Annotated in this window: 12 protein-coding genes; 8 read left to right on the plus strand and 4 right to left on the minus strand. The window is 59.1% G+C overall.

What is annotated here, in order from left to right:
- A partial coding sequence (locus DW899_RS09390; protein WP_199570312.1) for an FhaA domain-containing protein occupies positions 1–418 on the minus strand: 418 nt, incomplete at its 3' end.
- Positions 415–2,268, minus strand: coding sequence for a serine/threonine-protein kinase (locus DW899_RS09395; protein WP_117584196.1), 1,854 nt, complete (start codon positions 2,266–2,268; stop codon positions 415–417). The genes DW899_RS09395 and DW899_RS09390, both read right to left, overlap by 4 nt.
- 1,096 nt (positions 2,269–3,364) lie before the next feature.
- Here DW899_RS09395 and DW899_RS09400 point away from each other — a divergent pair.
- The 6 genes from DW899_RS09400 (at position 3,365) to DW899_RS09420 (ending at position 8,543) form a co-directional block, all read left to right on the plus strand.
- A complete protein-coding gene (locus tag DW899_RS09400; protein WP_158566607.1) occupies positions 3,365–4,843 on the plus strand; it encodes a helix-turn-helix transcriptional regulator in 1,479 nt (492 codons plus the stop codon).
- A 109-nt stretch (positions 4,844–4,952) separates the two neighbouring features.
- Positions 4,953–5,465 (plus strand): hypothetical protein, encoded by a 513-nt coding sequence (locus DW899_RS10495; protein ID WP_124785772.1) that lies wholly within the window; start codon positions 4,953–4,955, stop codon positions 5,463–5,465.
- Positions 5,466–5,519: 54 nt separating this feature from the next.
- Positions 5,520–6,401, plus strand: a complete 882-nt coding sequence (locus DW899_RS09405) for a hypothetical protein (protein ID WP_117800811.1) — start codon at positions 5,520–5,522, stop codon at positions 6,399–6,401.
- A gap of 38 nt (positions 6,402–6,439) precedes the next feature.
- Positions 6,440–7,237 (plus strand): hypothetical protein, encoded by a 798-nt coding sequence (locus DW899_RS09410; RefSeq protein WP_158566608.1) that lies wholly within the window; start codon positions 6,440–6,442, stop codon positions 7,235–7,237.
- Positions 7,234–7,878, plus strand: a complete 645-nt coding sequence (locus tag DW899_RS09415; RefSeq protein WP_089573263.1) for an ATP-binding cassette domain-containing protein — start codon at positions 7,234–7,236, stop codon at positions 7,876–7,878. The genes DW899_RS09410 and DW899_RS09415 overlap by 4 nt, the downstream gene beginning before the upstream one ends.
- Positions 7,879–7,883: 5 nt before the next feature.
- Positions 7,884–8,543 carry a DUF5028 domain-containing protein gene (locus tag DW899_RS09420; protein ID WP_117584193.1) on the plus strand — a complete coding sequence of 220 codons (660 nt, stop codon included), beginning with the start codon at positions 7,884–7,886 and terminating at the stop codon, positions 8,541–8,543.
- A gap of 105 nt (positions 8,544–8,648) precedes the next feature.
- Here DW899_RS09420 and DW899_RS09425 read toward each other — a convergent pair whose 3' ends face one another.
- Positions 8,649–9,365, minus strand: coding sequence for a hypothetical protein (locus tag DW899_RS09425; RefSeq protein WP_089573261.1), 717 nt, complete (start codon positions 9,363–9,365; stop codon positions 8,649–8,651).
- A 116-nt stretch (positions 9,366–9,481) separates the two neighbouring features.
- Between DW899_RS09425 and dnaX the strand changes: the two genes are divergently transcribed.
- A complete protein-coding gene (gene dnaX / locus DW899_RS09430; protein WP_158549375.1) occupies positions 9,482–11,971 on the plus strand; it encodes a DNA polymerase III subunit gamma/tau in 2,490 nt (829 codons plus the stop codon).
- A gap of 54 nt (positions 11,972–12,025) precedes the next feature.
- A complete protein-coding gene (locus DW899_RS09435) occupies positions 12,026–12,286 on the plus strand; it encodes a hypothetical protein (protein ID WP_117800817.1) in 261 nt (86 codons plus the stop codon).
- Between the two features lie 22 nt (positions 12,287–12,308).
- Here the strand turns inward: DW899_RS09435 and DW899_RS09440 are convergent, their stop codons facing one another.
- Positions 12,309–12,776, minus strand: a complete 468-nt coding sequence (locus DW899_RS09440) for a hypothetical protein (protein ID WP_089573258.1) — start codon at positions 12,774–12,776, stop codon at positions 12,309–12,311.
- Positions 12,777–12,915 lie beyond the last annotated feature (139 nt).

Consider the following 12,915-nt stretch of genomic DNA (forward strand, 5'->3'; position numbering starts at 1 on the left):
AGTTGTTTTGGCCCAGACCGTTTTGATAGGCGCGCTCTTCTTCGTACAGGCGGCCGAGCGTGGGGGCATCGACGTTCTCGGCAAAGACCGAGAACTTGCCGGCGCGCAGCTGCGGATCGATCATAAAGCGCACGAGGGGCTCGCCGACAAAGACATAGCGGCGCTTTTCGGCCTGCGCCTTCACAAACTCGCGGACCTCGCGCGAAAGCTCGGGGTAGAACGGGGCGAGCATGGGATCGTCGTCGGCGGCGATCAGGATGGTATAGAGTGCCGGCGCCGTGTTGACGCCGTTGATCACCAGAGTCTGATCCTCCATGTCGCGAGCGGCCTGCTTGGCAAGCTTCTTAAAGGAGAACGGGGCACGGGTGGCACCGAAGATGCCGGCCACGTGGTCCTCGAAGATGTTCAGGAAGTTCACGAAAGATCACTCTCCGTATAGGTTCTTTGGTATCCGAGCAAATATAGGCATATCCCAACGATTATAGAGGATAGGGTTCCCGCAACCGCCGCCTTGGCGACGACCGCGGCTGCAAGGCTGGCAATTTCCATATGGTGTGCAAGACAGGACGCCGCTGCGCAGCCGATGCCGGCGACAGCGATGGCGGCGATTACGGCAAGGTTTGAGCCCTGATCGGCACGCTTGGCATGGGCGTTGAGCAGCGCAGATGACGCCGCGGCAGTTGCCGCTACCAGCACAAAGGCAGCCCAAAGGAGTGGGTCTCCCAGCGCTGCGGCAACGTTACCGAGCCCCAGCACGCCTCCGGCTGAAAGCGCGACCGTGGCCAGACGGGCAAAAAGTGCGCCCATGCCCGTTGCCGCGGCGGCGCTTGCCGGGCCGAGCCAAAATGACGCGACGCCGGCGGTGACCCCAGCTGCCAGGAAGGTATTGCCGGTCAGACAGCCAAGCGCGAGTGCACAGGTGAGTGCGGCGCTCGCGGCAGCCTCGGTGCGACCCCAGGCGATCCACCAACCGGACATGGCGGCGGCAAAGATCACCGCGACGGGCAACATCGACAGGACGCCCTGTGCCTGCATGGTGGCGTTTGCCATGAGCACCAAAAAGCCCACAGCCGAGATGGCCGAGCCAATCTGGGGGGCCAGGCCGGCCGCCGCTCCGATCGCGATAGCCGCAATGACCAGGCCGGGAAGCGCCGCGACGCCGGCCGTCTGCATCAGCAAAAAGCTAAAGGCGCCGCACGTTAGCGCCGAGATAGCGTGCATGGCGTAGTCGCGCGCATGGCTCCAGCGCGTGCCTGCCCAGCCGAGTGCGGGGTCGACTTCGATGGTGTCGTCCTCGTAGTGCGACGGCTCGATATCGTCGAGCTCCTGCTCGTCATCCGAAAGTTCGCCAACCATTTGCTCCAGGCTGCGACGGCCTTCGCGCACGCTGCCCAGACCGGCAAGGAGCTGGTCGCAAAATGCCTCGATGCTGTTGGGGCGGTCCTGCGGCATGGGGGAGAGCGCGCTCATGAGCGCGGCCTCGGCTCCCGGGGGAAAGTGTGGTATCAGCTCGCTGGGATAGGTGGCGCCGCCGATGATGCGGCCGAGCGAGTCGGCGGGCGTGGCCGCCATAAAAGGAGCGCTGCCGCACAGGCCCTCGTAGATCACACAGGCGAGGGCAAAGACATCGGCGCGCTCGTCGACCGTGCCGGTCTCGATATCGAGCTGCTCGGGCGGCATGTAGCCGATGGTGCCGCCGCGTGAGCCGCCAAAGCCACCGGCGGACGACAGCCGCGCCATGCCAAAGTCGGTGAGCTTTACATTGCCCGAGTGGTCGATGAGCACGTTGGCGGGCTTAATGTCCAGGTGGAGTACGCCATTACTGTGGGCGAAGGTGAGCGCCTGGCCCAGGGCATCGGCAATGGCCGCGGCCTCGTCAAAGGTAAGTGAGTGGCCGTCCGCGCGGTGCAAAAACTCGGCCAGCGACATGCCATCGACATATTCCATAACCAGGTAGGCATAGGCTGTGTCGTGCGTAAAGTCGATGACCTGCACGATGTTGGGATGTTGAAGCATGGCGGCAGTGTGCGCCTCGCGCAGGACATCCATGATGTCGCTAGCGGGCATGCCGGCACCGTTGATAAGGGGGATGCGTTTAATGGCGACGCGGCGGCGCAGGTGCGTGTCGCGGCAGATCTCGATGGAGCCAAAACCGCCGGTCGCAAGTGTCTCGAGCGGCTGGTACCGCTTGAGCAGCTCGCGAGAGCTGGTGCCCTCCAAAGGAACGTCCGGCGAGAACCGGGCGGTATGTTGCGAGAAAAGCGGCATGGCCAACCCTCGTGCGTTTAAAGTTCGTTTGCGAGCGGCGGGCGCGGGGCCGAGCCGTTCGCGGTGGCATAGATGCTGCTAGTGTAGCACGCTCGGGCAGATGGCGAGGATAGCGGGATGCGAGGTGGCCCGATCGATTCGGCCCGTTTCGGCTCGTTTGGAAAGCGCATCTCAGTTTTCAGCCAAATTATGGGATGCGCTTTCCAAATGGGGTGGGCTGCGGAAACTGCATCCCAGAATATTGCCCTGGAACGGGATGCGCTTTCCGAACCGGCGTCCAAAAGGAAACCGCATCCCGCTTTGATGTGGGGACTGCGAACAAAAGCCGGACCGTGATCTGGCGCGGATTGGAGTTCGCCTGAATCATTGATGCTGGCTGGTGTGAGAACAGAGATAAACGAGCGGCTCGAGCGATATAATGACACGCTATGGAGGCCGTATGCTCTTTTCCCGCCGTTCTGCTACATTTGCCTGCGCCATTGCGCTTGTCGTAATGGCGGTCACCCCTTATCACCGGTTTTCATCTTCAATCGGCCTAGCGTCAGGTGCAATGACCTGGCTCGTTATCCTGGGCGCATGCCTCGCGGCGTTTGTTCATGGTGCTGCGCTATGCAAGGGGGGAATGAGAAGGCCGAGGCATCTCGGTGCCATCGGTGTTTTCCTTGGTGTTATTGCAACGGTTCCCGAATGGGCCGACCTGGCTTTCTATGCTCGCGGAGACTCTATTCCAATCGTGTTTGCACCGATTTGGTTGTTACATGGCGTTTCGTGTGTCTCGTGCTTTGTTGGGTCGCTGCTTCTCTCATATGTTATTTGGGGCACGGCGGACTCTCCTTTGACGCAGAGGTCGACACGGACTGACGAAAGGGAAACTCGTCACCCGCAGGACGCGATTTTTACAGAAACAATAGCCGTCATGTCTTGCCTGCTGTTTTGCTGTCGAGTTTCATGGAGAGTCGTTCCCGAGCCATGGGGGATGCCCCCTGTAACGGCCGCGTCAATTGGCCTTGCGCTTTTAATTCCGTTGGTCTATCTCGCATTGACTGTGGCCCCGCCGTTTTGCCGCCCTCGTGCCTTTGGCCATGGGCGGCGCGACGTGTTTGCCTGTTCTGTGCTCGTAGCAGTTCCTATTGGTCTTATTCCGGCTGTTGAGGCGGCATACTTCGCAAGCGATGCCGTGGTCATTGCATTGCTGGCGATGGGGTCCGTTATCGCTGCTGCCTTCGTATGCATGTTGCTAAGGGGGAAACGGGACAACAATTCGGATATCGCCTGTGCGTCCGACACATTCGATGCGGGGGTGTTTTCCCCTGCCCTGTCGCCTAGAGAAGAGCAGTTTGTTCGACTGCTGCTCAAAGGGAAAACGCCGGCGGAAATTGCCAAGGAGACGGATACGAAGCCATCGACGGTGAGAACAACGCTTCACCGAGCATACGGGAAGGCGTCGGTTGCGGGCTCACGCGAGCTCGTGGCGCTGTTTGCGGGTGAGGGCGATACTGTAGGGCATGAGCTACCGCAGCGGCATGCTGACGATATAGTGGCATCAGCTCGAACGCGCCGGCTGTTTCGATACCTGCTCACATTATTCTTTATCCTCCTTGCGGCGGGGCCCTTGGTAATGGCGGATAGCGATTGGGGGTCCGGTGTTTCGCGGGCTGTCGCCTTTTCCCTCTTAAGCTACGCATTGGGTCTCGGACTGCTTCTGTCGCTACGCTACGCGGGTGGAAAAGCGAATCGTGGCGCTGCGCTGGATAGAGCGGGTGAAGCGATTTGGCTCGGAAGCCCGTACGTATGGGCGGTGCTATCTGCTGTGGAATGGTCTTTTATCTATATCGCGGCATTGATGTGCATACGCGTTCCGTTGATGGCTGTGCCGGTCCTGTTTTGCGGCGTGGCGTCTACGGCTTCGCTCGCTGTTGGGCTGCGTCCGTTTAAGGTGCATGCCCATGCTCGGGCTATCGTGCCGTTGGTGTCAATGGGCATGGTTGCCTTAATCTATGCGGTCGCTAGGGGGCGAATCCATGGACTTGCGGTGCTGACGGGGGTGCTGCTCACATATATAGTGATGCGAAGCTGTCCGCAGCGCAAAATGCTTGGGATATGGATGCTTTGCTTCGGGGCGACGGCTCCTGTTTGGGCTGTCTTGCTCAATATGGTGCAGGATCTGACGGTTTTCGAGCCGTTGTTCCTCGCGTCGTTGTTGGGGCAAAGTTCGGCTGTCAATGTCGTCGTGGCAACGGTGATTGTTTGCTGGTCTGTGCCCATGTTCGTTACGCACATCGCGCTCGCCCGCTCGGTTGAGGACGAGAAGGCCGTCTTGGAGTACCGGGCGAACGGGTCCACCGAAACGGCCCGCGTGCGCCAGCTGGCCCTGCTTACGTCGCGCTCCCTTTCTGATGTTCAGTCGCAAATTTTGCTGATGACGGCAGAGGGGGCAACGACAAAGGCCATTGCGGAGGATGTCGGTTACGCTGCATCTACGGTGCAAGCGCTGCGGTCTGCATCTTACCGCCAGTTGAAGATCAAGAATAAGGCGGAGCTAATTTTATTGTTATCGCAGGTAAATAACGTGTAAACGCCTGAGCAATCAACTCAATAGCGGGTGTTTACAGACATCTTTCTCTATTCATGCGAAGGTTGCCGTGCGTCGACGCATTGTTAACCGCTTTTGATTGGAGAAGGCCATGATTAAGCCAAGGAGCGCTATTGCTCGAATCGGAGTCGGCTTGGTGATTGCAGCTGGTCTGTCCCTAGGGGTTCCCGCTGCATCGTTTGCACAAGAGGAGTTTGACACCTCTCAGGTTTCCAGCATTACTCAAAACGCCGATACGGGAATTACGACCTGTACGAACAATGCCGATAAGGCATTTAGTTTTCAATGTGCCGGGACGAGTGCAACTGGCTACCGTCAAAAGGATGATTCCTCATCGCTCTATCTGGATATCCAGGGCCATACGGGAAATCCGCTTCGGTTATATACAGACGGTGCGTATAACACAAGCGGTAGCGGCAGCATGAATTGTACTCAGGGAACGTATCGTTCGAATCACAAGGGACAGTGGGAAATGTATAACCTCGTCCGTGAGAACGGGCGATCTGCGGCGCGACTGACTGCATGGGCGGAGTCTGGCTACGGCACTGTTATTGGTGTATGGAGCCCCGACTGCGTCGGGCATTTCCACAAGCTTCCCGCATAGTTGTTTGAAATGGCTCCCTTCCGGCTTTCTGGGTCGGAAGGGGGAGGAGGACGTATGAACCAAAAGCTCGCAAGATACGAACTGTCGAAAACGATTAGACGTCCAGCTTTTATCCTTGCTCTCTTGATTGCGGTCGCAGTTGCAATAGCTGCCGCGCTGGAGCCGTGGGCAAATTTGGAAAAAGAGCGCCACAACCTTCTTTCTTTTGGTTACGGCGTTGGCGTGCAAGCCGAAAATTATCTCGGTCAAACACGTGAAAGCAGCTTCGGTAACTGGATTGTTGTGAGCGCGAACGCGCCACTGTCTGCGTCGGTGTTTTTCTATGTACTGCCCCTGCTTGCAATGTTGGCTGGATCTTGGTCGTGTCTCTTTGAGCGTTTGAGTGGTTATGACATGCAGATATGCACGCGCGTTTCCAGAAAGGCGTACGTGAACGTAAAGATGCTGTCTGCTTTCCTCTCCGCGTTTACAGTGACTGCCATTCCTCTGCTCGTCAATTTCCTGATCGTCTCGATGCTTTTTCCTGCGTATCTTCCTCGGGTCGATGAGTCGACTTACGTAGGACTTTACCTGCATAGCTACTTCTCCGGTCTATTTTATTCGCATCCTTTGTCATATGTGCTCGCATACACGCTGTTCGATGCTGTCACGCTCGGGACTTTATCCATGGCTGTAACTGGCTTCTCAATTTTGTTTCGTAGCAGAATCAAAGCGATAATTGTCCCGTATCTGCTAATGGTTGCGTGGCATTTTGCAAATGGCTGGATCTTCGGCGTAATGGCTTGTGTGGGGTTTAACTGCAATATCCTCAACAGCATCAGGTCGGAATCGCTGAATAACTGGCCAGACATTCGAGCCGGTTTTGCGGAAATCATATTATTGACCCTTGCTTCGTTGGCTTTTTCTGGGGCGTGGAAAAGACGCGAGGTGGTCTGATGCTGTTTAGGCTGGTCGCCGCGGACCTGAGGACCGTTTTGAAGAAGAACATCATCACTTTTATTGCAATTGCGGCAGTGACCGTTGCGAACTTGGTGTACGCCTACGGATTGTCTTCTGTGTATGGGGTTAGAACGGATACCTTGGGGTTTGCGGATAATCTTGCGCTCGTGTTTGCCGGATCTGCTCCGTTTGAGCCTAGGCCCGGGGTCATGTTTGTGCCTCCGCTAGGATGGCTATTTCTCATTCTGCTTATTCTCTATACAACACTCGACTATCCGGCCGAATCGTTGCACGGGTTTGGTTTGCAAGCGCTTGTTCGATGCCGGGCAAGAACCCTTTGGTGGGTCTCGCGTTTTATCTTGGTGGCGGCAGTAACGGCATTTTCACTGCTCGTGGTGGTTTGCTCTGTTGTGATTTGGAGCTTGGTGGTGAGCTCCTCGTTCAGCGCGGTCATTCATGGTGAGTCGCTTCAACTGGCTAATTTGGCGCCGTGGTTTCTCAAAGCTGCCGAGGCAGATGCGCTGCCGTTTTTCATAGGTCTCTTATTTGCTTTTGAGGCGCTTGCGTTTGCGCAGGCAGCGGTTGGGTTTGTGCTTGGGTCGTCAGTCTCGTTTGTGGTTTTAATGAGCTACCTGATCTGCTCGGCATATGCACGACATTGGGCGCTATTGGGTAACGCCTTGATGCTGTTGCGCTGGGGTGGAATTGTCAAAGAGGGAATCGCGGCGGGCTCGAGTGTCTTGTCATCAATTGGGCTTATGTCGTTATGCCTATCGTTGGGTGGACTGTGGTTTCGAAGGGCCGACCTTATAGAAAAGGGGGACAAGATATGAGTGTGATCGTAAGGGGCGTATCGAAGCGCATGGGTAAAAACGATGTCCTGCGCAACGTGTCCATCGAGGTTGACCCTGGGACTGTGGTCGGGCTTCAGGGGATAAACGGTTCGGGTAAGACCATGCTCATGCGAGCGGTTTGCGGGTTGATCAAGCCTACCGAAGGCGAAATCTCTATCGATGGCCAAAGGCTTGGGGCGGACATCTCGTTCCCGCCGAGTCTGGGGATGTTGATCGAGGCGCCTTCCTTTTTGGGATATCTGTCTGGCTACGACAATCTGAAGCTCATCGCTCAGATCAAGGGCGTTGCCACCCCCGAGGACATTCGCTCTGCCCTGCGGCTCGTGGGGCTCGATGCAGACGAAAAAAAGAAGTTCCGAGCATACTCGCTTGGGATGAAGCAGCGTCTGGGGATAGCTGCGGCAATTATGGAGAAGCCGAAGCTGCTTGTTCTCGATGAGCCAACGAATGCCCTCGACGAAGCGGGCGTTGAAATGCTCAAGCGCGTTGTGGCGATGGCGGCATCAACGGGTCGTGAGGTCCTTCTGTCCAGCCATGACGGAGAGGTGCTCGAGGAACTGGCCGATCGGGTTTACTGCATGCGCGACGGTGCCGTTGTGAAAGTTCGGGAAAGGTCGTGAGCGCGATGAAGAAGACCCTGTGGACGAGAAGATCGGCGCTCGCGCTTTTTTGCTGTGCTGCTGCCGGCCTTGCGGGCATGAGGGTGAGCGTCGTTAACGGGAACCGGACGGTCATTCCTGAGAAATATTACGCGGAGGGCGAATGGCTCTCGATGGATGGAGCGTTTCTGGGGTCGAAGGATGTGGTGACTGATGGGTATTCGTTTTGCATAGACGGGGCAGAGTTGCTCACGCCGCGCGAGTATCTCAAACGAGCACATGACGATTATTCAAAATATGGCACCGTGGATACGAAAACGAGACTGAAGGATGCCGACATCACGTGCGTTATCGCCGTAAAGATGCGTGTCAGAAATAGGGATAATATCGACGGTGGAATCAAAGCGTATGTTTGGCATCTGGTTCCGGAGTCTGCGCCAAACTATGATTTTGTAGTCAATACCGATCTGATAACGCAAGCCATGCCGGTCCTTGGCGGCTCTGCTGCGTTTGCCGTGGAGGTTGGGGCAGAAAACGAGTTGCTCGTCCCATTTATGATGCAGAACACCAACGACTATTTCGAAGGTTACGAGACCGTCCGTTTTGAGAAAGCATTTCCCGGGACTTACACGATGAAGATGACCGATCTGCCGGAGCGGAGGCTCTTAAGGTTTGAAGTGAAATAGCTCGAGAGCAAGGCAAAACGGGTCCATTGGCGGTACGCGCGCCCGATTCCAGGCGCCCCGGCCCGGAATCGGGCGCGGGACGAGGCGCCTTCGGTGTCGGCCGGCCTACCGCTTCTTCTTGCTCTTCTTCTGCTTGCGCTGCTTGCCCTTGGTCTCCTGGGGCTTGTCGCCCTGTTTTGCTTCGGCAGCGGCCTTTTCTGCCTTCATCTTCTTGCGTTTGGTCTCGATGCGGAGTTTTTTGTTGATGCGTGCCTTAAGGAAGGGACCGAACTGCTCGGCATCGCCGCGGACAAAGGTGTCCTTAGGGATCGTCACGCCCTGGTCGGCGAACATGGCCACAAAGATGCGCTCGCCGTCGAGCACGTGGTCGAGCTTTTCAAACGGGAAGAACTGCGACTTGCCGCTCGTGCCCCAAACCATCAGGCCGTCCTCGTTGGCGGCGACGCGGCGATAGCGGCCACCCATGGACTCGTCGGCCTCAACGGCGTCGATAAAGTCGCGGGCGAGGGTGTGGTGCAGGTTTTTGCTCCACCAGGCCAAAAAGGCGCCGAATACGATCAAGACGACGCCAAACTTGATCCAGTTGCCGCCGGCCACCAGCATGCCGATGCCGATGAGCGCGGCAATTGCCGCGGCGACATACAGCGAGCCGCGACGCCTGGGCGAGGCGACCAGGCGGGCGAAGTCGGTGACGAGGTCGTTTTCGTATTGGTACTCGTTGAGGTACAGGATGCCGTCGTCGGCTGCGGCCTGCTCCTCGAGCGCGACCTCGACCTGGTCGGCTGCTTCGGAGGGAACGAGGTTGCTCTCTGCGTCTGCCATGCTCTTTGGACTCCTATCGCGGCGGGCTCGCCGTACGGGTTATTATGGAATGCAGTATGCCGTGCGACCGCATGGCCGCCGCGGCAACAAGACTCAGTATACCCGGGGGAGCACCCATGGAATCGTTGTACCGAAAGTATCGCCCGCTCACCTTTGACTCCGTGGTGGGCCAGCAGCATATCGTCTCGACGCTCGAGCACGCCATCACCGAGGGGCGCCTGTCCCACGCCTACCTGTTCTGCGGACCGCGCGGCACGGGCAAGACCACCATGGCGCGCATTCTGGCCAAGGCGCTGCTGTGCCGCAATGCCGAGGCGGCGCGCGCCGAGGGTGCAAGCGGCTGCATGCCCGACGGTACTTGCGAGGAGTGCGAGCTCATTGCCGAGGGTAACCACCCCGATGTCTACGAGCTCGATGCCGCCTCCCGCACGGGCGTGGACAATGTGCGCGAGGAAATCATCAACTCCGTCAACTTTGCCCCGGTACGCGGCAAGTACAAGATCTATATCATCGACGAGGTCCACATGCTCACGACGGCGGCGTTCAACGCGCTGCTCAAGACGCTCGAGGAGCCGCCGGCGCACGTGATCTTTGTGCTGTGCACCACCGACCCGCAAAAGATTCTGGAGACCATCCTCTCGCGCTGCCAGCGCTTCGATTTCCACCGCATCGGCAACGAGGATATCGAGCGTCGCCTGGCATACGTGTGCGAGCAGGAGGGCTTCGATTACGACGACGAGGCGCTCGCCATCGTGGCGCGCCATGCCAAGGGCGGCATGCGCGACGCGCTCTCCACGCTGGAGCAGCTGAGCGTTTTTGGCAACGGTTCTGTGCATGCGGACGATGCCCGCTCGCTTTTAGGCGAGGTTTCGGACCAGATTCTGGGCGAGTTTTCCCGCGCCATTGCCGATCGCGATGTTGCCGAGCTCTATGGACTGATCCGTGCGCAGGTCGAGGAAGGAAACGACCTGCTGGAGCTGACGCGCGACCTGGTAGCGCATGTGCGTGACGTGTACGTTGCCTGCGTTGCCGGTGCCCGTGCCGAGCTGTTTGAGGGCGGCTCCGAGCAGGCCGAGGCGCTTGCTGCCGAGGCCGCTGCCTTTGGCGAGCATCCTGCCGACCGCCTGGCCCGCGTGCTGACGGTGCTCGACGATGCCGCACTGGAGATGAGGGGCGCGAGCGACGTGCGCCTGGTGCTCGAGATTGCCTGTACGCGTCTGGCACGTCCCGAGGCTGATTTAACGATTGAAGCATTGGCCGAGCGCGTGGCTCGCTTGGAGGCCATGGTTGCCAACGGCGCCGTGCCGGCGAGCGTGGCTGCTGCTCAGGCCGCTGCGCCTGCAGCATCCGTACCCGCTGCTGCCCAACAGCCGACGCTCATTTCGGGCGCTCGTGCTGCCGCTCCGGCGGCATCCGCTGCCCCCGCTGCTACGTCCGCGCGCCAGGGCGGTATGCCTTGGGACCGTGGTGCTGCTGTTCCGGCTGCCCAGCCTGCGTCCCGTTCTGCGTCCGTGTCAGCTTCCAAGCCTGCAGCGCCTGCACCTCAGCCTGCGCCAACTCCGACGCCTCAGCCCGTTGCGGCCCCCGCGCCTGCCACCGCTCCGGCACCTAAGCCCCAGTCCAACAATGCCGCCCAGGTTGCCGCCGCCGGTACTGCCGAGACGCCCGCGGTCGATGATGCCGGAGAGCTGCAGCGCAAATGGGCCGAGGTTGTCGAGCGTGTCAAGGCGCGTCAGGCTTCCTACGCAGGGCTTTTGCTCAACGCCCGCGCCACGGCCGACGACGGCTCCAAGCTCACGGTCTCGTTCCCCGCGGGTTCGACTTTTGCCATTAAGATGCTCGGTCGCGCCGATACGCAGTCGGTGGTCCTGCCGACGGTCTGCGCGGTCTTCGGTCGTCGTACCGTCGACTATGTCCTGGGTGGGGGTGGCACGCCGGCTCCTCAACATGAGGAGCATTCTCCATCTGCACGGGCTGCGGCATCTGCGGACCCGCAACCCGTGTCCTCGGCGGCCCCTGTATCCTCGAGCGCCAGCGCGCCGCAGCAGCAAGCGGCGCCGGTAGCGGCATCGACCCCGTCGGCGCCTAAGCCCGCGGCACCCAAACCGGCTGCTCCGACACCCGCGCCCAAGCCCGTCTCGCCCGCGCCCAAGTCGTCTGACCTGGGCAAAGCCCCCTGGCTACGCTCCGACAACCCCGCCGGCGCTCCTGCCACGGGTAAGCTCCCGACCGAGCCCGCACCCCGTGCGCCCGAGCGCTCGGCTGCCCCGAAGGCTCAGCCTGTCGCGCAGTCCGCGCCGTGGGAATCCGAGCAGGTGCCCTACGACGACGCCATGGTCGGCGGCTTCGCTGGCGATGCGAGCGGGGACGATCTGCCTCCGTTCGACGTGCCGGGTGCGACGCCCGCGCCCAAGCCCGCTGCGGAGGCACCCGCGGCCCCCGCAAGCGACGACGCCCCCGCGGCTCCCTGGGAGTCCAACCCCGGTGCGGGCAGCCCCTTCGGCCATCAGGGCGCAGCCCCGAGCATCCCGCAGACCGAGGACGAGGCCAAAGACCTCATCCGCAGCGTCTTCGGTCAGGCCACCATCTTCAAGCCGGTGGAGTAGCTGCGCAGGCGGGTATACTGCTCAAGAAGAGAACCCTTTGAACGGAGCGAGCTTATGATGTGGGAATATGTCCGCCTCGAGGACGATACGCAGGTTTCGTATTCCGAAGTCCGGGAGGACAACACGGTGAAGGTTGTTGTGGAGCGCCCGCGCGATTGGGGTTTTGACACGGCGGAGTGTATCTTGCCGGCATTCAATTGGGTGTCACACGAGGGCTTTAGCGAAGCGAACCTCAAAGAACTCGATGATTTCGTGCGCAACAATGCCCCGCTCATCCTGCGTTTTGCCTACGAAGGCGGACAAGTCTATGCCTAGTCTCTTCCGACTCGGCCATATATCACTTTCTTTTGTCCGGGCGCATCTGTATTTCGGACATGTGTAGTGTGGTGCCGCGTATATCGCATTCGAGCAGACAAGCGCGTGACGGTCGGCCTAGGATGCTGAGGTCGATACGATACGTCGCATGGCCGTCCGTGTACTCGACTTGCTCGGCGTTGACGGTTGCTCCGATTGTAAATAAAGAGCCCAGTTCGGCATCGACAATCTTGGAGTCCTTTATCTTGACCTTGAACTCTTGGTAGAGGGACGGGCTGTTGTAGTAAATGGTTCGGGTTCCGTCGGTGCATTCATCGGTCGTCTCCCATTTGACGACGGGCTGGTCCGAGCTGGCTATCAGCAGTTCTGCTCCAAAAGCTATGGCATGGGTGATGACAACCAGCAATGCCCAGCCGACAAAGAGATAGAGAACCACATATGCAACGGGGTGTTTTGAGCGGATGTTTTGGAGCGCGTCGGGGGCATTCATGGGGCACCTCCAAATTGCAATCTATGACAATCAAATTATACCCTGCCGCCATGTGCTCCGCCTCGAGCAGCGGTTTGGCATTTAGCTATTTAGTGGCACACCTTGATTATCAACTTTATCCGAACACCTCCCACATTCA

Origin of the sequence: Collinsella sp. AM41-2BH, from assembly GCF_003468085.1 — a bacterium.
Lineage (GTDB): Bacteria > Actinomycetota > Coriobacteriia > Coriobacteriales > Coriobacteriaceae > Collinsella.